The sequence below is a fragment of the Planococcus sp. 1R117A genome (assembly GCF_051417975.1).
Lineage (GTDB): Bacteria > Bacillota > Bacilli > Bacillales_A > Planococcaceae > Planococcus > Planococcus shenhongbingii.
Window position 1 is genome coordinate 111,718 of the sequence record NZ_JBPRLO010000001.1, and the last position, 18,587, is coordinate 130,304.

The window sequence follows — 18,587 nt, forward strand, 5'->3', positions numbered from 1 at the left end:
AAGTGAAAGTTATAACGTATCAAGGAATATCGGTTTCATCCGTTTATGAAGATAATTCCCTAATAAAAAGAAGGCCAGAACCAAGACCCAAAAATACAGCGTGTAAACCGGCTGGTCCCAAAAACCGACGCCATAGAAAAAGGAATCACGGTAGCCTTGGACAATATAATGGAATGGATTGAGTTTAATGACTCTTTCCAGCACTCCTAAATTTTCCGCAGACCAGAAAATAGGAGTCATCCAGAAAAGGAAGACCAATATCGTGTCCAAAAAGCGGCCGAAATCCTTGCTTACAGCCACCAATGGAGCAGTCACCGAGCCAATGCCTAAAAGAAGCATAAGCGCCGCAAAATCGTAGTAAAGCAGCTGCAGATTATAAATCGACACTGTCTGCAATGTCAGAGCCATTCCGATAAAAATCACGGCTAGCAGAATCAAGTGGATATAATAGGAATACAGAATTTGGACAGCCGGCAAAATGGCAATCGGAAAAGGCGTATTTTTGATGATCGACCTTTTGCTGCGAAATGATTTCTGTGTCAGCCGGAATCCATCATTCAGTAAAAACCATGCGACCATCCCGATGGCGAGCCAGGCAAAATAAGGTGCCCCGTTTACTGGGCCGCCAGCTCTTGCCCCGACGCTGAAAACGAACCAAAAGACGGCGATGCGCATTAACGGATTAACAAGTCCCCAGATAAAGCCTAATAATGTACCCGCATACTCTCGTTTAATTTCCTGTAAGGAAAGGGAATGGATCATTTTTCGGCGATTCCACATTTCCTTGTATATATCGAACATAGGCTTTCTCCTTTAATACACGATAGAATATGGCCAGCAATCCATTAAAATCCATCTGGATTTTGCGATTGCCAGTTCCATGAATCTTTGCACATCTCTATTAAATCTTTTTCAGCTTGCCACCCCAGCATTGTTTTTGCTTTCTCCGGATTTGCATAACAAATTCCGATATCACCTGGGCGGCGGCCAACAATCTGGTACGGAACGTTTCTTGAAGTGGCTTCCCCGAAGCTATTGACTAGATCCAGCACACTGTACCCCGTGCCGGTTCCCAGATTGAAGGTTTCAATGCCTTCATTGTCTTCCAAGTATTGCAGGGCTTTTATATGTCCTTTCACTAAATCCACTACGTGGATGTAATCACGGACGCCTGTTCCATCGTGTGTATTATAATCATTTCCGAATACTTGAAGCTGTTCCCTCTTGCCTACTGCAACTTGCGTGATATAAGGCATCAAATTATTCGGGATTCCTGTAGGATTTTCACCGATTCTGCCACTTTCATGTGCGCCGATAGGATTGAAATAACGCAAAATCGCAATGCGCCATGAAGGATCGGACCTATATATATCGCGGAGAATTTCTTCGATTATCAATTTGGTCCGGCCGTATGGATTTGCTACCGATAAAGGAAAGGACTCATCTATCGGCACCCGTTCCGGATTACCGTAGACGGTAGCTGATGAACTAAAGACAAATTTTTTGACTTTATGTTTTTTCATCACTTCACACAAAATCAATGTACCAGTAATATTATTATGATAGTAGGCAAGTGGTATGTCTACAGATTCGCCAACAGCTTTAAGGCCGGCGAAATGCATGACGGCATCGATTTTATTGTCGGCAAAAATTGCATCCACCGCCCCTGCATCCAGCAGGTCTGCTTCATAAAAGGGAAAATCTTTTCCAGTCAGTTCTTTAACTCGTTCAATTGACTCGATTCGGCTGTTTGACAAATTATCGAGAACCACAATCTCATATCCATTTTCCAATAATTCTACAGAAGCATGGCTTCCGATATATCCAGCTCCGCCCGTCACAAGAATTTTCATAGGAATCCCTCATTTTCCGTTTTTTAAAAATTTAGATTTTTTATAACATTCCATTTTCTTTCTCAATTATACGATAAGATATCCTATTTGACATACCTAGATTTCCTTTCCTCTATTTAAATTATTAACATTTATGATATTAAGCTTATATTTCAATAAAAAAACTGCCCTGCAAATCAATTGATTTGCAGGGCAGTTAAAAGAATTTATTTAATAAGGTTCTCCACCTTATTCATTGTTGACGATGTCCGAAATATAATAGAATCCATTTTCGTCCATCACAATTGTATAAGTTTTATTGCGCTCTTCCACTGACCATTCGCCTGCCGCATTTTTAAAGTCAAACGCTTCTTCCGTATGGACAAGTGCGTGGTCTTCAAAGATCTCGGTGCCGGTGATATCTAATTTAGTGAAATTGAATTCCATTCCTTTGCCTGTAATATCGTTAATGTACTCAAGTATGCCATTGTAAATTTCACTTTCATATACCAGCAAATTCTGGACATAGAAAAAGTCTTCTTCTGCTAATGCCGTTTCGTAATAATAACGGAAATCGCCGACAAATTCGCTTAGGCTTGATTCCTCAAACTTCAATTCCAAATCAGGATCGAATTCATAGTTCTCATCTTCATAATCAGTGAAATCGTCATAGACATGAAACTTTGCAGTGACTTCTTCTGCAGACATCGGATTATTGACCCATTCCGTCAGCATGCCATGCATTGAATACATGGGAATTGAAAAGCCGATTGAATCGCCTTCTTCCATGACCAGAGAGTTAATGCCAATTACTTTTCCAGTACCCGCATCAACGAGTGGCCCCCCGCTTGAACCTGGTGCAATGGCCGCGTCAATTTGATATATATCTTCATAAATAAATTCTTGTTCAAAATCGCGGTCAATACCGGTTAAATAACCGATTGAAGCAGTATTTTCAAAACCGGACGGGCTGCCCAGCGCAATCACTTCTGTTCCAACATCTGTCGGATTCATTTCACTTACAAGAGGATCGATGCCAGCAAACGCTTCGACTTTGATCAACGCGATATCAGACTCATCGGAAATCCCGATTACTGTGCCTGGCTGATCCTGCCCGTTGATATTGCGTACGACAACATCAGTATATCCTGCTACCACATGAGCGTTAGTTGCGACCATTCCAGCATTATGGAAAAGAAAACCGGATCCTTGCCCGCCTTCTGTCAAAATAGTATAGACTTTCTGCTGTGTTTCTTTGATGACTGCCGGTTTATCTTTCTTTTTCGGTTCCACTTTTTCCGGCTGTTCGGAAGGTGGAACAATATCTTCCACTTTTGTGACGGTTCCTTCAGTATTACCCTCCGGTTTAGCCGGTTCTTCCGGTTCTTCTACTTTTACGGCTTCTTCCGTTTTAGGCTCTTCCTGCTTTTCCGGCTCTGCCTGTTCTTCTGCATCGGATAAATCTTCTGTTGGGGCAGACTGCTGAGGTGGTTCCTCCATCATTTGCGACACGCCAAATCCTGCGCCGCCTATTCCAAATAGCAAAACCAAAGCGTAAATCCAATTTTTTCCTTTTTGTTTTTTTCCTCTTTTATTTGTTAGCGAATACCCGCAAGATTTACAGAAGTTTGCATTCGATTCGTTCTCTTGTCCGCAATTCTTACATAACATGATAATTTCCTCCTAACGGATAGTAGATATCCGCTTTAATTGCTTTCATTATAACCCATTGACGCCAAACAACTAACAAGAGTTTCAGTTTGTAATAAAGTCGTTTATTTTGTAATAAATCTATTTTTTAAATTTATTTCATCCAAATATTGTATTTAGTATACCATATTTCATCCGTCAGCTTTATTTTCAAGCAGTATGTTAGAGATTAAATTTAACTCAAAAAAAGTTAATTAATGGATAAAGTTACACACCACAGAAGAAACTGCAGAAAACCAGTGAATGCTCAGGTTCTCTACAGTCTCTTTTCTTTTAGCATTTCGCCATCTAGTAACCCTTTATGCCGGAGAGCTTCATTAATATGTTTGGGCACTGGTTTCAACAGGATGAGTCGCTTCATATAATAAAACGTCCAGTGCTTCTGTGTAACACTGTAGCTGTTTTTCTGTCCAGCCGAACGTTTTCGCCATAAAAGCGATGGCTTTGTTGGCATAAACCCAGTCGATATTGAAGAACAAAACGCCTGTTAGACGGGTAGCGAAGCCCGCCGTGAACCAGTTTTGTCGAACGGCTGCTAGTTCCTGCCGCCGAAATCCTGCATTTCCACGACAGCTGCCCGCATGCCTTTTGCTGACGCTCTAAGGGAATGCCGGCTCCTTTAATGCCGCCGCCGATTATTAAAAAGTCGAGACGTATGTTCTTCATTTCGTTGATTGTTTCTGAACGCTGTAAACTAGAAAATTTCATAGATGATTTGCTCCTTTACGGTTTGATGTACTCAACATAAAGTCCATTAATCCCCAATAAAAAGAGACGAAGCTGCAACTGCAGAATTTCTTCTGCAAAATTGGCTTCGTCTCTCGGGTTCTCAGACTGTATATTAACTTTTAATTTGAAAAGCGCAGGTGCCAATGTAACCCTGACAAGCGCTGGACAATTTGAAAAGCATAAGTGCTTCTATAACTCAAAAAACTATCTTTAATCAAGAATTTACTTTAGATTTCGGTTCCCCTTTTTTGAACGATCTTGTGGCAGCTACTGCATTATGCCAGCCTTCATAAAGCTCTTCACTTTTTTCAGCAGGCATTGTGCTGGTAAATGTTTTATCAATTTTCCACTGCTGGGCAATCTCTTCTTTGTCTTTCCAGAAACCGACTGCAAGCCCAGCCAGATATGCGGCACCGAGTGCTGTTGTTTCCTGAATCATCGGGCGTTCCACTTGTACATTCAGAATATCGCTCTGGAACTGCATCAACAAATCATTGCTGACGGCTCTCCCGTCAACCCGCAAGGTTTTAAGTTCAGTGCCTGCTTCTTTAATCATGACATCCACGACGTCTTTTGTCTGGTAAGCGAGCGATTCAAGCGTTGCCCGGACCAGATGCGCTTTTGTCGTGCCGCGCGTCAAGCCGAAAATCGCACCTCTTGCATCGGTATCCCAGTAAGGCGTTCCAAGTCCGACAAACGCAGGCACCATGTAAACCCCATCGGTGGATTCGACAGAAGCAGCCAATGCTTCGCTGTCCGGAGCATGGTCGATGATTTGCAGACCGTCGCGAAGCCACTGGATAGCGGATCCGGCAACAAAAATGCTGCCTTCAATGGCGTATTCCACCTTGCCGTCTACTCCCCAAGCAAGCGTTGTCAATAAGCCGTGCTCCGATACCACTCCTTGTTCACCGGTATTCATCAGCATAAAGCATCCGGTGCCATACGTATTTTTTGCCATGCCTTTTTCAAAACAAGCCTGCCCGAACAAAGCTGCCTGCTGGTCCCCGGCAATTCCTGCAATGGGCACTTCGTGTCCGAAGAAATGATAATTGATCGTGTGGGCATAGATTTCAGAAGACTGCCGTACTTTCGGAAGCATGCTTTTTGGCACTGTCAGAATCTCCAACAGTTCCTCGTCCCACTCGAGGTCGTAAATATTGTACATTAACGTGCGTGATGCGTTGCTGTAATCGGTGACGTGTTTTTGGCCGCCAGACAATTTATAGACCAGCCAAGTATCGATCGTGCCAAACATCAAATCGCCGTTATCCGCTTTTTCGCGTGCACCTTCGACATTGTCTAAGATCCATTTCACTTTCGTGCCAGAAAAGTAAGCATCGATCAGCAGACCTGTTTTCTTTGTGAACAGCTCACTATGGCCTTGTTCTTTCAATTCCTTGCAGATGCCGTCTGTTTGGCGGGACTGCCAGACAATCGCCCGGTAAATCGGCTTGCCGGTATTGCGGTCCCACACAACGGTTGTTTCCCGCTGATTGGTGATGCCAATTCCTGCAATCTGATCAGGTTCAATATCCGCTTTTCTTAACACCCCTGCAATACAGGCCAGAACCGATGTCCAGATTTCATTGGCATCGTGTTCCACCCAGCCCGGTTTCGGAAAGAATTGCTCAAACTCCTGCTGAGCGGTTTCCACCACTTCCCCTTTGTGGTTAAATAACATCGCCCGCGAACTTGTCGTCCCTTGATCAATGGATAAAATATAATCTTTACTCATACTGCTTTCCCCCTCTGCTGATTACGATACGGTATTTTCTTCTAATTTTTCTGCTTTCCTGCCTTTTCTTAATTCTACACTTGACGCTCCGAATAACACCAGTGCAAGAGCCGAACTTAATACCCAGAACGGCACTCCATATGCACCGCTGAACATCGCTTTATAAAAACCCGCTTCGTCGATTCCGCCGAACCGCCTTTGCCGGGTATCGGCAATAACGCATGAGCGATTCTTGGCCCCAAATCACGTGCCAGGTTGATGGCATATCCCGTCGTTCCGCCAAGCGACATCCCGATAGCGACGATCTATGCACCGACGATGAGTGGATTCAAGCCCTCCATGAAGTCATTCGCTCCGATAAATTAAAGCCCCATGACAAGCACTGCTGTTCCAATGGTTTCAGAAACCAGGTTGGAGAAAGGTTTGCGGACTGCTGGAATTGTCGCGAACACGCTAAGTTTTACCCCCCAGTCTTTTTTGCGTTCCCAATGGGGCCAGTAATTGAAAAAGACAATGATAGCCCCGATCATGGTACCAATCAATTCTGTCAGAAATTCTGTCATTTCATAAATCCCTTCAGTTGATTGTGCAAGAGCTGATTTTTGAAAAAACAAAAAACCCACGCTGAACGAGTGCACTTCCAGTTTTAGAAGTACTCAATTCAGTGTGGGTCTCCGATTCTCCTACACAGTTCTTAACTTGTTAATTACTAAGCTATCAGTTTTTGAAAGCGCTATCAAACAGCTTTCCTTTTCTTTAACGTTCCCATAGCTCTGCTTGCGAAGTGGAAATAGCTACCGCTCCGCCTTCGTAGGCGAGCAGAATATTTTTTTCCGTCCGGATCAGCCCGCCTGCAATGAACGGGATTCCGATCTGTTCATGGACTTCTTCAATGACCGATGCAATGATTCCCGGCAGGATTTCAAAATAATCCGGTTCGACTTGGTTGATCAGTTTAATATTATGTTCAAGCGTATGGCTGTCTAGCAAAAACAGACGCTGGATGGTCATCAGCTTGTTTTTCTTTGCCAGTGCGAGACATTGCTCCGTGTCGACACAATGCCATCGGATTTGACTTCCCGCACCAAGTATTCAATACCGAAGGCATCAGCCTTCAACCCTTGGATCAAATCGATATGCAGAACAACTTTCTTTTTCGCTTTTTTTGCTGCTTGCACAAGGGCTTTCAGCTGCGACAAACGAACTTCTAGAAAGATGATGTACTCATGCTCGCTGCTCAGCAGCCGTTCAAATTCTTTCATATTCCGTAAAACCGGCAAAACGCCTTTTAAATCGGAAATAACTCGCACCTTATTCCACTTTCCTTCTCCCATTAAGGTAAAGCAGTAAAGCAGCCAGCGCTGAAAGAGCGGTTACGAGCAGTCCCCAGTAAAATCCTGGAGTGATATAGGACAATTCAATCTGGTAATCGCCTGGTTCCAGTGGGACGCCGCTGAAAGCTCCTTGAACTTCCAGAAGCTCCGTTTCTTTTCCGTTTACTTCCAGTTTCCACTGCTCACTGAAAGGAATCGACAAAAACAAAATTCCTTGCTGCCCGGTGGAAAACTCCCCTGAAATCCGGTTGCTGCCAACATGCAGATTTCCCAAGCTGTGAGTTTCACGCTGCTCAGCTTGCTCCCGGAATTCTTCATAGGAGTTCCAGTACACCTGCACATCGGCCAAATTATATTTTCCCGGCGACAGACCGATTTCTATTTGCTCTGCCTCCCCGTTCAGCCGGAACAAATAGCCTTCATTGCTATAACTGTAGATATAGCTGGACTCCCGCTTCAGCACTTCCTTGCCGTTGACTGTTATCGTCATCGCTTGGTCTTCTGCAGGCTTGATGTCGAAGTAAACCATATATTCTCCTGGTTCCTTGTGCTGCTCAATCGGTAAAATAACTTTCCCGCCTTGATTGACAATTAATACGCCATTTTCCATTGAAGCATTTTCATAGATGAACTTTTCAGCATCCGCATCAATTTCTTCAGGCAAATGTTCTTTCCAGCCATCATTGGTCCCCTGTGCATATTCATCCGGCACGACTAGGTTATTTAAGAATAGGGCATCACGCTGTGCCACATTCAGCTTTGCCCATTCTGATTCGGAAATCGTGTCGGTATACCACATATCCAGTCCCACAGCTGAGGGGTTCTCGTAAACATCGTAGGTTGCCGTCTCTTCTATTTTTTCATAGCCGAATGGAGCCCTTGCCTGTTTCGACAATATCTGGTATTTCAAACCGAGCCCTGTTTCCAATGCCCAACGGCCGTCGAAAAGTGAGTATGTTGACACCACCACACCGTTTCTTAGCGGATTGAACTGCCTGACATTATAATCTTTTTTCACAAATGTATGCAGGTTTTTCTTCAAAACACTATTATAGGCATTCGTTCCATAGTAGCCGTAGAGCATTGCATGATTCAAGCGATCCTCGTTCAAATAGAAAGTCCGGTAAAATTCATCTTGCTCCGGAACCAACTTCGAGAAAATTTCCTTTTCTTCGGGATGATCCAGAGAAGGCTGGCTAAAATATTCATCGGTTAAATTGCTTGCTCCAAACCTTTTTACGATTCCCCTATCTGTGTAGCCGATTACATTGACAACGCCATTCCCCGCCACAGCTAGAACAATCAGGCCGGCAAGCCAAGATTTCCTTTTCCAGCGGCTCATCAGATAAAACAAGATCAATGACAGAATGCCGAATCCTGCCACGGCGATGTCGAACAGATCGACCACGTTTCCCGTCCGTTCTGCTTTTGTGTAAAGTGCCCCAACAAATAGGCCGGCAGCAATAAAAACAAAAAACAATAATCGTTTTCTCGCTTTCATTGCTACCGTCAACCAATTTGGCAGCGCAAACGCCACCGCAAAATTCAAGATGTGGAACCAGCGGTACTGGATATGTGAAAACCCATTAAAAACACTGTACATATAAGGAATGAAATAAAAAACAAATAACAATAATGCCAAAATGGATTTTCGTTTTGTCGGGGTGTCCTTCGGAAGAAAAATCACTAGAACGGCAATAAGCGTAAGGAAAGGAAATCCCAATCCCCCGATATGGCCCCAGACTTGTTCCGGCAAGCTGAAAAACCAGTCCGCACCAAAAAACAGCGGAATTTCCGGTTTGATGGCCAACCGGTCGGAATAATAGACAGATAGGATGGCCGGCAAGAAGCCGACAAATGCCAGACCCAAGCCGATGGCGTAATGGAGAAGGAACGGTGCATAAGTTTTGACGATTGACTTTGATTTTACCGGCGTCAATACAATAGCTGCGAGGCCATAAAATATGCTGTTGATAAATCCGAGATAAAAATTACTAAAGACCGATAAGAAAATCCCGAGTATGAAATATCGCGATTTGCCGGTTCGGTGATAATACAATAAACCGAAAATTGTCAACGGCACATAGAGAAAGGCTTCAGTCATATAATCGATCAGCGCGGCATGGGCAAAGAAAATAATCGAGCTGCCGTAAACCAATGCAGAAACAAGCGCTTTCCATATTTCGAACTTCTCATATCGAACGAGCAAATACATTCCGAGCATCGCCAAAAACGACTTCAAGACGGACAAATACATCTTAAAATCGACTGTTCCGAGAATGCTCCATTCAAAATCAAAAATCTTTTCCGCCAGCACTACTAGATAAAACAATGGGCTCGTCGTGTAATAATAAGCAAACTCCCCGAGCAGATCGCCCCCGAGTCCATAAGACCAAGACCAGAAAAAATTACCGGCCGCAAACGACTCCACCAGATGGGGATAAAAAAAAGCAAACTGATTGATGGCATCCAGATTGACGGCTAAATTATAATCTTCAACCAAGAACAGCCAATGAAAAGACACGGCAACAAGCAGCAATAAAAGAATAGAAAGCCAGTTTTTCATACGAGTTCCTTTTTGCTTTGTCATCAATACCACCACTCCAGGGAGAAAGGCTTTAACACTTTGAAAATTGTACAGCTGATATCTTCATTTACTCATTATTGGTATACAAAAACCCGCGTATCAGTCAGCAAACACTGGTACGCGGGTTCTGTTCCCTTGAACATCATCCGGGCAATAGTTATCTTTACTATCCCCTCCCTTCGGAACATCAAAACCTTATTAATTCAACTGAAATCTATCAGTTGGATATCTAGAGAGGCGAGCCAGCCAGCCATTTCTTTATGTCAGGTATGTTAGAATGAATGGGGTCATCGAAAGCTAAGATGGCTTTTTCATTTGGAGTTTGACAAAGTAAAAAAATAATGAAGACAAAAGGAGCGGTTTACATGGAGAAGCTAACATTGGAAACAGCGAAAAAACTGATCGAGGCGGCTGAACAAGAAGCGGCAAACCTGGGAGTAGCGATGGTCATTTCCGTAGTGGATGATGGCGGCAACATGGTCGCAGTCCACCGTATGGACGATGCTTGGCTAGCCAGCATTGACATCGCCCAAAACAAAGCCTGGACTTCTGTCGCATTGAAAATGCCGACCAGCAATTTGGAAGCAGCGACAATTCCGAATGCGGAACTTTACGGCTTGAACACAACCAATAGCGGACGCCTCGTTATTTTCGGCGGCGGCATTCCTTTGCTGAAAGACGGCAAAGTGATTGGAGCTGTAGGCGCAAGCGGAAGCTCTGTAGAACATGATGTGAAAGTAGCGGAAGCAGCTGTAAAGGCTTTCGAAAACCTCTAAGCGCTTTTTCCTGTATACGCAAGACCTTTGCAAATTCATTGATTTAGATTAAACAAAAAACAGCCGCTCCCAAGAATCTACGGATTTAGGGAGCGGCTGTTGGCTTTTGTTGTCATCAAGCCGCTTACTCCAATAAGCGGCAATCTGAAGCTGGACGGATGTTCGGCATCCTGATAAATTTTAACGGTTGAAGCGATCGGGTTAAGGCCAGGTCCTTGAGGCCTCGGCTGTCCTTCTGTCGCTTTTTCACCACCGGCAATGCTGAGGCGGATACGATGGCCTTTTTTAAAGACATACGACGTCGGCAAAATCTCAACAGTAAATTCCTTCACTTCATTAGGCATCAATGGCATCGGCGTAGTTTTTGACTTTTCCCGAGAAGAGTTCAAATAGCCGGTAGCCACTTGTTTTGATGTGCCGTCTTGCGCCACATCGGAGACTTGGACAATAAAGTCTGCATCTTCCGCGTCCACCTCTGCCCAGAAAGTCGCCGACATGTTTCCAGTCACTTCCGTAGGTACATTCAAAGTACCGGTTGTCCATGTCACGGTTTCTTCTTCATAAGGCAACAGGTCAACCGGTAAACGCCCTGCTGAATTCAAAAGCGAAGGCAGGAACGGCCCTTCCTCCGGTGAGTAGCTATAAGTGGTGCTGGAACTTTTTTTATTCGATGCTTTTGCTGTAAAAGAACCGTCATTGATGCTATTAACCGATTCACTCCTTTCATCGCTGAAGAACAAATCGACATAGTTCGTATCGGCGAGTGGCCAAGAAGTTTCATAGCGCCATTGGTTCGCTCCTTGCACATAAATCAATACCGGATCTCTTTCTTGGACGCCATTGTCCTCGCCTTTCAAATAACGGTCGAACCACAGCGTTTCATAATCATCAAATTCATAAGGCATGACTCCCGATAAATACGAGTGGGCCCCTTGAGACACAATCAGCTTACTAATACCGCCTGCAGCGCTGTACAGTTCAAATGCTTTAATATTCCCGGGACTGATGTAGTCATTCCATCCTCCGGAAATCAAAGCAGCTACTCCGCTGTCCGCTATTGCTTCCAGCTGTTTTGCAGAAACAGAACGTTCCTGCCACCACTCATCAAAATTGTGATGCTCTTTTGCCGCCTCATATTCAGAACCGCGTGCTTTGCGTCCAGGGCCTGATTCCATGCCCCCCGGATGCCAAAGCGTGTCATAGCAATTGGCGCAAGCGATTACCGGGCTGATCGCTTTTAAGCTCGGAGGCAATTCCTTCGCTGCCAGCCACTGACTGATTCCACGCAACGAAAGACCTGTTGTACCGACATTGCCATTGCTCCACGGCTGATCCGCTGCCCATTCAATGACGTCATAGCCATCCTTCCCATAAAAATTGTATAGCCCGGCTTCACCTGCCGAAGTTCCGGCTCCTCTCATGCTGACATGCAAAACAGCGTACCCCCGCTCCGCAAAATCTATTAGCTTCCTTTCAGAAGAATTGCCGAATGTTCCGTGCCCATATCCATTGAGCTGGACAATTGTCGAAAGCGCCTTACTTAACCCTTTTGGCAGCAGCAAGCGGCCCCTGATAACCGTACCATCCCGTACTTCGACTTCAACGTTTTCCCGTACTTCCACAGCATAGCGTGCAGAGTTTAAGGTTTCTTTGTCGTTTACCCAACTCCGGTTTTCAGTGCCCAATCCTTTTACAGATGATTCATCTTGCTTCCAGGTATTTTTCTCTGAATAAACAGATGGAGAGAAACCCGAACTGATCATCGACAATACGAGCCCAGTACTTAACAACATATTCATTAAGCGTTGCTTCCCCAACTGCATCCCCTTCTTTCTTATGAATGATAAGTTTCAGGTTGCTTCATTATCACGTCAATTTCCGTTGATTTATTCATAATTAATTGAATATTCAATTAATATATTACAACAATTCTAAAGTTCAACATTCCATCTGTCAAATGCATAAGAGCTATGTGGATTTGCAACAATATAAAAAACTCCATCTGCCAGCATTTCTGCTGACAGATGGAGCTTTCGCAATTGCAGTTAAATTGTTTGGGAATTGCGCTGATGCTGGGCATCGGTGCAATTTCCCCTTCCCAGCTTTTTTAATACAATCAGTAAAAAAGGGATGGCACCCTTTAACATCGCACAATTAAAACAGCCAGATTCTTCAGTATAAACGAAGAACCCGGCTGTTTTAGTTAACGAGTATTTAAAGACCCCAGCAGATGTTCCATCGTTTCTGCTGCGAGCAGCTCATCGATAGCTGCCTGTAAGTTTCCATCACCATCCGGTGTGGACAATTTTAATTTTTCCGCCAGTTCATCATCCGATAAAGGCGCGTTAGGCGCTCCTTTCGGCGAGTCGACTTGCTTCGATAATTGTTCCCCTGACTTTAGGACACAGTCCAGGTGTGTAAATCTTCCTTTCGGCACTGCTTGTGCTGATGCCTTAAACTCTGCGCTATTCTTTCTTGATATCCGCTCCAAAAACACCAGATGCTTCGGATCAATCGGCTGGAAGGAGAAGTTTTCCGGTTCCAATGACTGGCCGTCGATGGCTAAAGCGATCACATATTCAATGCTGAAACGCCCTTCTTCGCCTGTTGCCGGCTGCTGATGCACGAGTGCTGCATCTCCGCCCGGCGGAAAAGTGACGGTAATGTGCTCGACTTCATCCAGCGAAAAAGGATTTTCTGTGAGTATTGCTTTGATGGCGTCAGCTCCTTGATGAGCAGCCGAACAAAACGGATACTGCTTGAACCACATGCCGGGAGAAACAATTTTCCATTCTTCGCCGAATGATGGCAGCTCTTTTTCAATTTCTTCAACGCCATTGCCATACACCGAGAAAAATCCGCTCGGGCCGCCTAAAGCATCTGTTGAGCCAGTGACTCCCGCTTTAGCGAATGCGGCTGCCTGGTATCCAGCTTGAGCGGCTAGACCTGCGTGAAGCGGTTTCGTTTCTGTTCCAAACTGCACACGCAAGCCGCTCGACTGGGTAGCCGCCATTCCTAATGCGATGCTGGTGGTCTGATCTGAAAAACGAAGCAAGTAACTGCAGGCCGCTGCGGCCGCAATGCCCCCGAGAGTGGAAGTGTTATGCCAGCCTTTCTCGTAATGGCCCCGGCCAATGGCTTTTCCAATAACCGCCATCGTCTCGACTCCGACAATATAAGCCTCCAAGAAACGCTTTCCTTCCACTTGGCCAAAACTCAGCGCAGAAAGCAGCGCTGGAACGAGCACTGTACTTGGATGCCCTCTGACGTCTTCATGAACGTCATCGTAATCCAGCAAATGGCCGATAAATCCGTTAAAAAGCGCCGCTTGTGCAGGATTTGCCGACTTCCCTTGCCCGATGACGGGAATGCCAAAAGATGAAGGTTCATCCCTTAATTGAAGGATATTTTTCACCGCCGCCTCTTCTTTAGCCGCAAATGCCGAAGCGAAAAAGTCGGTTAATCCTCTTCTCGCTTCGGCATAAGCTTTTTCCGAAAAAACGGGTGGATGGTTTATGCGCTTTGCCAATTTTAATGTGAGCATAGCCTACACCTCAGCGGCTGGCTGCAGCTGCTGCAAAAACTGCCGCGTTCTCGGATTTTCCGAATGATCGAAGATTTGTGCTGGAGTACCTTGCTCCACGATTACGCCGTCCGCCATAAATATCACTTTATCCGCCACTTCTTTTGCAAACTGCATTTCGTGCGTCACGATAATCATCGTCGTCTTTTTCTCGGCGATGCTTTTTATCACTTGCAGCACTTCAGCCACCAGTTCTGGATCGAGTGCTGAAGTCGGTTCATCAAATAATAACGCTTCTGGATTAACCGCCAGCGCCCGCGCAATGCCCACCCGCTGCTGCTGGCCGCCTGACAGCGTGACTGGATAATTATGGGCTTTATTGCTTAGACCCACTTGTTCCAGCAATGCCATGCCGATTGCATCCGCTTCTTGCGTTTTCATTTTCTTCGTCACTTTCAGAGATTCCGTGACGTTCTCTAAAGCGGTTTTGTTTTTGAACAAATTATAATTTTGGAACACAAAAGCGGTTTGCTGCCGCAAAGCTCTGATATCGTGTCGATTATGTTTTTCAGCATAAAATGTCATATCGCCGATTTGGATTTTCCCTTTGTCCGGTGTCTCCAAATAATTCAAGCAGCGCAGAAAAGTCGATTTTCCTGAACCGGAAGGGCCGATAATGGCTACGACTTCCCCTTTCTCCACGGAAAGGGAGATGTCATCTAATACAACCAGATCTTTGAATTGCTTTTTCAAATTTTGGACGTTAATCATACTGCCCCTCCTAGGTTTCGTAAGGCCGATTGACCCGTTTTTCGTACAAACTCTGCATATAGCTGTAAAGGACAGTCAATAGCCAATAAACGATCGCAATGACCAGATACGTCTCTAAATATTTCAAGGAAGAAGACGCCACGATTTTTCCTTGTGCGAAAAGCTCCGTTACACCGAGCGTAAATGCCAAAGATGTCTCTTTCAGCAAACCGATGAACGTATTGCCCGTAGCCGGAATGGCATTTTTCACGGCTTGCGGCAGAACAATGCGGCTGTATGCCTGCAGTTTTGTCATGCCGACTGTATAACAAGCCTCTAACTGGCCGTTGTCAACCGAATTGAGCGCAGCCCGGAAAATTTCTGCTAAATAAGCTGAGTTTTTGACGCTTAAGCCAATAATCGTTGCCGTAACGGCATCCATTGCGCTCATGCTCGGGAAAATTTGAGGCAACCCGTAGTAGATCAAGAACAACTGGACGAGCGTCGGGACTCCCCGGAAAAACGAAATATAAAGCGTCGCCAGCTGATGCAGGACAGGTACTTTGTTTTTCGTGATAAAAGCCAGCACAATCCCTGCCACGATAGCAATAATCATTGAAATAACAGCCATAAACAGCGTTATCGGCAAATAGGGCAAGACCATCGGGAACAGCTCAAAGAAGTAAGGTATGTCAAAGTTCATGTCAGCTTTCCCCGCCAATCCATGTTAATTGTTGTTCATTCAGCAAATGCGGCAGCAGCGGCTTCATCAGATAAACCGTCAAATGGCCTTTTCCGAGATCCGCCTGCCCTGCCCGGATATAGCCTTTTCGTTCATACATCTCAGCCAGCCACGGGTGGCTGTCCGCTGTTCCCAGCGACACTGCCGGAGCTTTGAATTGCTTGCTTAGTATTTCCGTTTCAATCCACTCCATAAAAGCGGTTCCGATTCTTTTTTCTTCATTTAGCGGATCAACCGCAAACCACCAGATATGCGGCACTCCGTAAGGTCCGGGCTGCTTGCCCCACGGCATGCGAAGCGACAAAGTCGCCTGGATCCGGCCATCTTTTTCTCTTATATAACAAATATTGTCACGGATATTTTTTTTCACTAAATCCAAATCCGCTGTTGCCGCAGCAAAATGGATCCCAAGTTCCCGGACCGGCTCATAAGCCCGTAATGTAACTTCCAATACTTCTTCTGCATCTTGTTCGACAGCAAGACGATATGTATGCACATTCATCACCTACTCTTTCATCTCTGAAAATTGATTGGCCGGGAAATCCAAGCCGAGATGTCCACGAAGTGTAGTGGATTCATACTCTTTACGGAATAGCCCACGCTCCTGCAGCAAAGGAATGACGCGGTCAACGAACAAGTCAAGGCCATCCGGCAATAACGGCGGCATCAAGTTGAATCCATCACATCCGCCTACGTCCAGCCATTGCGCCATTTTATCAGCCAGTTGTTCCGGCGTGCCGATGAACAAATGATGCCCGCGTGAACCGGCAATCCGTTTATACACTTGTTCCAATGTCAGTTGCCCTTCTTGCGCCATTTTCATGATCAATTCGTATCGGCTTTTCACACTATCCGTTTCAGGGAATTGCAGTTCCGTAAATTTTGCATCAAGCGGATAATCGTTTAAATTGATTCCGCCTAAATAAGAAGATAATACGCTAAGACCGACTTCTTTCGGGATTAACTCTTGCAGTTCATCGTACAGCTGTTGAGCTTCTTCTTCTGTTTCCCCAAGAACCGGGAAAATTCCCGGCATGATCAATGCTTGATTTTCATCCCTTCCGAATTCCCGGACTCGGCGTTTAACGTCTGCGTAGAAAAGTTTTGCATCTTCCAGATTATCCTGTGCCGTGAAAATCACTTCCGATGTGCGCGCCGCAAGATTGCGTCCATCGTTCGAGGATCCCGCCTGAATAATAACCGGATGTCCTTGAGGCGACCGTTCTATATTCAACGGGCCTTTCACTTCAAAAAATCTTCCTTTATGATTTATTTTATGTAATTTTTGCGGATCGATAAATTGGCCGGTTTCTTTATCCCGGATTAAGGTTTCGTCTTCCCATGAATCCCAAAGTTCTTTAACCACTTCCACGAACTCTTCTGCCCGCTCGTAGCGAAGTGCGTGGTCCATATGGTCCTGCTTGCTGAAGTTTAGCGCAGCTGCTGCAATCGATGATGTAACGACGTTCCAGCCGGCCCGTCCATTGCTGAGATGATCCAGTGAAGAAAATTGTCTTGCCAAATGGAAAGGCTCGCTATATGTAGTGGAACCGGTTGCCGCCAGTCCGATTTTTTCAGTTTCTTCCGCCAGGACAGCCAGCAGCGTGAAAGGTTCAAAACGGGAAATAACATTGGGATGGGAATTTTCGTTGACGGATAAGCTATCTGCCAAAAAAATCATATCCAATTTTCCTTCTTCTGCTTTTTGTGCTATTCCTTTTAAATAAGATAAGTTCATTGCTCCGTTTTCCAGGGCTTTTGGATGCCGCCATGAGGCTACATGATGCCCGGTTCCCGCTAAAAACAGACCGATTTTAAGTTGTTTACCCACTTGATAATTTCCTCCTAAAACTTGCTTTTTCTATTTCTTTAAAGTCTATCTGCTTAGTCGGTTTAAAGCAATAAAGAATATATGCATAATTATAACATTTTGTTGACTTTCGTTCTCTTCCTCTACTATAGTAAAGAAAATAAAGTATATCAGTTAACTCGGCTTTAACGTTGAGGCTGATGCTAGGAGTGAATGACCAATGAAAAAAATCGTTTTAGGTTCGCTGGCATTATTACTTTTGCTATTGCTTGCTGCTTGCGGAAGCGGTGATGAAACAAGCGGAGAGTCAGAAGAGAAAAAAGTATTAAAAGTCGGAGCAACTGGGCAAAGTTATCCCAATGCTTATAAAGAAGAAGATAAATTGGTCGGCTTTGACGTTGAAGTGATTGAAACTGCTGCCAAGAACATGGGCTATGAAGTAGAGTGGACTTTAGCAGATTTCAGCGGCATCATGGGGCAGCTGGATTCGAAACGCGTGGATACAGTAGCAAATGATGTAGCTGTGACTGATGAGCGAAAAGAAAAATATGCATTCACTGATCCATACTCAAAAAGCGGAACACAGTTAGCGACAGCGAAAGACAATAACAAGATAAATGAAGTGGCTGATTTTACGGGCGGTACGATTGCAGGCGTTCTTGGATCAAATCATATCGAAAAACTGACAGCATATGATGCTGACAAAAACTTCGAAATCCGTACATACGAAACCAGAGAAGGCGCGAAAAACGATGCTGTTCTTGGACGCGTGGAAGGTTATGTCAGTTCAAAAGCAGTTCTTTTGGCAGAAACCAAAAACCGTGACCTTGAGTTGAAACTTGTGGGAGATCCAGTAGCCGAATATGTAGTGGCATTTCCTTTCCTAAAAGAAAATGAAGAACTGAAAAACTTATTGAACGATGAATTGGCGAAGCTGAAAGAAGATGGAACTCTTGCCAAAATTTCCGAGAAATATTTCGGAGACAATATCATTGCTGAGTAATAGGACAATAGAAAAATCCCCGATGAATTAATTTAATTCATCGGGGATTTTCT

Annotated in this window: 14 protein-coding genes and 2 pseudogenes; 2 read left to right on the forward strand and 14 right to left on the reverse strand. The window is 44.7% G+C overall.

The window, feature by feature from the left end; genetic code table 11:
• Positions 1-9 precede the first annotated feature (9 nt).
• From ACSFXN_RS00470 to ACSFXN_RS00505, 8 genes and pseudogenes are all read right to left on the reverse strand, one after another.
• Positions 10-801 carry an ABC transporter permease gene (locus tag ACSFXN_RS00470; protein WP_437148235.1) on the reverse strand — a complete coding sequence of 264 codons (792 nt, stop codon included), beginning with the start codon at positions 799-801 and terminating at the stop codon, positions 10-12.
• A 44-nt stretch (positions 802-845) separates the two neighbouring features.
• Positions 846-1,853 (reverse strand): UDP-glucose 4-epimerase GalE, encoded by a 1,008-nt coding sequence (gene galE, locus ACSFXN_RS00475; protein ID WP_437148236.1) that lies wholly within the window; start codon positions 1,851-1,853, stop codon positions 846-848.
• A gap of 228 nt (positions 1,854-2,081) precedes the next feature.
• Entirely contained in the window at positions 2,082-3,503 is a 1,422-nt protein-coding gene (locus tag ACSFXN_RS00480; RefSeq protein ID WP_437148237.1) for a trypsin-like peptidase domain-containing protein, read from the reverse strand.
• A gap of 396 nt (positions 3,504-3,899) precedes the next feature.
• On the reverse strand, positions 3,900-4,250 hold the full coding sequence (locus tag ACSFXN_RS00485; RefSeq protein ID WP_437148238.1) for an FAD-dependent oxidoreductase: 351 nt from the start codon (positions 4,248-4,250) through the stop codon (positions 3,900-3,902).
• A 235-nt stretch (positions 4,251-4,485) separates the two neighbouring features.
• Positions 4,486-6,009, reverse strand: a complete 1,524-nt coding sequence (gene glpK / locus ACSFXN_RS00490; protein ID WP_437148239.1) for a glycerol kinase GlpK — start codon at positions 6,007-6,009, stop codon at positions 4,486-4,488.
• A 21-nt stretch (positions 6,010-6,030) separates the two neighbouring features.
• Positions 6,031-6,554: pseudogene (locus ACSFXN_RS00495) on the reverse strand (MIP/aquaporin family protein); the annotation flags it as partial.
• Positions 6,555-6,765: 211 nt separating this feature from the next.
• Positions 6,766-7,310, reverse strand: a pseudogene (locus ACSFXN_RS00500) (glycerol-3-phosphate responsive antiterminator).
• Positions 7,311-7,320: 10 nt separating this feature from the next.
• Positions 7,321-9,933, reverse strand: a complete 2,613-nt coding sequence (locus ACSFXN_RS00505; RefSeq protein WP_437148240.1) for a YfhO family protein — start codon at positions 9,931-9,933, stop codon at positions 7,321-7,323.
• A 362-nt stretch (positions 9,934-10,295) separates the two neighbouring features.
• Between ACSFXN_RS00505 and ACSFXN_RS00510 the strand changes: the two genes are divergently transcribed.
• Positions 10,296-10,706, forward strand: coding sequence for a GlcG/HbpS family heme-binding protein (locus ACSFXN_RS00510; RefSeq protein WP_437148241.1), 411 nt, complete (start codon positions 10,296-10,298; stop codon positions 10,704-10,706).
• A gap of 77 nt (positions 10,707-10,783) precedes the next feature.
• On the opposite strand, the gene ACSFXN_RS00515 is transcribed toward ACSFXN_RS00510, so the two are convergent.
• From ACSFXN_RS00515 to ACSFXN_RS00540, 6 genes are all read right to left on the reverse strand, one after another.
• A complete protein-coding gene (locus ACSFXN_RS00515) occupies positions 10,784-12,505 on the reverse strand; it encodes a CocE/NonD family hydrolase (protein WP_437148242.1) in 1,722 nt (573 codons plus the stop codon).
• A 404-nt stretch (positions 12,506-12,909) separates the two neighbouring features.
• Positions 12,910-14,250, reverse strand: coding sequence for an MmgE/PrpD family protein (locus ACSFXN_RS00520; protein WP_437148243.1), 1,341 nt, complete (start codon positions 14,248-14,250; stop codon positions 12,910-12,912).
• A gap of 3 nt (positions 14,251-14,253) precedes the next feature.
• A complete protein-coding gene (locus tag ACSFXN_RS00525) occupies positions 14,254-15,000 on the reverse strand; it encodes an amino acid ABC transporter ATP-binding protein (protein WP_437148244.1) in 747 nt (248 codons plus the stop codon).
• A 10-nt stretch (positions 15,001-15,010) separates the two neighbouring features.
• On the reverse strand, positions 15,011-15,682 hold the full coding sequence (locus tag ACSFXN_RS00530) for an amino acid ABC transporter permease (protein WP_437148245.1): 672 nt from the start codon (positions 15,680-15,682) through the stop codon (positions 15,011-15,013).
• A gap of 1 nt (position 15,683) precedes the next feature.
• Positions 15,684-16,223 carry a GNAT family N-acetyltransferase gene (locus tag ACSFXN_RS00535; protein WP_437148246.1) on the reverse strand — a complete coding sequence of 180 codons (540 nt, stop codon included), beginning with the start codon at positions 16,221-16,223 and terminating at the stop codon, positions 15,684-15,686.
• 3 nt (positions 16,224-16,226) lie between these two features.
• Complete coding sequence (locus ACSFXN_RS00540) at positions 16,227-17,552, reverse strand: LLM class flavin-dependent oxidoreductase (protein ID WP_437148247.1); 1,326 nt, start codon at positions 17,550-17,552, stop codon at positions 16,227-16,229.
• A gap of 199 nt (positions 17,553-17,751) precedes the next feature.
• Between ACSFXN_RS00540 and ACSFXN_RS00545 the strand changes: the two genes are divergently transcribed.
• Complete coding sequence (locus ACSFXN_RS00545; RefSeq protein WP_437148248.1) at positions 17,752-18,534, forward strand: transporter substrate-binding domain-containing protein; 783 nt, start codon at positions 17,752-17,754, stop codon at positions 18,532-18,534.
• Positions 18,535-18,587 lie beyond the last annotated feature (53 nt).

What these genes read in the sequence shown, in the direction of transcription:
- glpK (WP_437148239.1), bottom strand. Translation starts at nt 6,009, where the DNA reads ATGAGTAAAGATTATATTTTATCCATTGATCAAGGGACGACAAGTTCG.
- ACSFXN_RS00515 (WP_437148242.1), bottom strand. Translation starts at nt 12,505, where the DNA reads ATGAATATGTTGTTAAGTACTGGGCTCGTATTGTCGATGATCAGTTCG.
- ACSFXN_RS00545 (WP_437148248.1), top strand. Translation starts at nt 17,752, where the DNA reads ATGAAAAAAATCGTTTTAGGTTCGCTGGCATTATTACTTTTGCTATTG.
- ACSFXN_RS00505 (WP_437148240.1), bottom strand. Translation starts at nt 9,933, where the DNA reads ATGACAAAGCAAAAAGGAACTCGTATGAAAAACTGGCTTTCTATTCTT.
- ACSFXN_RS00470 (WP_437148235.1), bottom strand. Translation starts at nt 801, where the DNA reads ATGTTCGATATATACAAGGAAATGTGGAATCGCCGAAAAATGATCCAT.
- galE (WP_437148236.1), bottom strand. Translation starts at nt 1,853, where the DNA reads ATGAAAATTCTTGTGACGGGCGGAGCTGGATATATCGGAAGCCATGCT.
- ACSFXN_RS00485 (WP_437148238.1), bottom strand. Translation starts at nt 4,250, where the DNA reads ATGAAATTTTCTAGTTTACAGCGTTCAGAAACAATCAACGAAATGAAG.
- ACSFXN_RS00520 (WP_437148243.1), bottom strand. Translation starts at nt 14,250, where the DNA reads ATGCTCACATTAAAATTGGCAAAGCGCATAAACCATCCACCCGTTTTT.
- ACSFXN_RS00530 (WP_437148245.1), bottom strand. Translation starts at nt 15,682, where the DNA reads ATGAACTTTGACATACCTTACTTCTTTGAGCTGTTCCCGATGGTCTTG.
- ACSFXN_RS00535 (WP_437148246.1), bottom strand. Translation starts at nt 16,223, where the DNA reads ATGAATGTGCATACATATCGTCTTGCTGTCGAACAAGATGCAGAAGAA.
- ACSFXN_RS00525 (WP_437148244.1), bottom strand. Translation starts at nt 15,000, where the DNA reads ATGATTAACGTCCAAAATTTGAAAAAGCAATTCAAAGATCTGGTTGTA.
- ACSFXN_RS00510 (WP_437148241.1), top strand. Translation starts at nt 10,296, where the DNA reads ATGGAGAAGCTAACATTGGAAACAGCGAAAAAACTGATCGAGGCGGCT.
- ACSFXN_RS00480 (WP_437148237.1), bottom strand. Translation starts at nt 3,503, where the DNA reads ATGTTATGTAAGAATTGCGGACAAGAGAACGAATCGAATGCAAACTTC.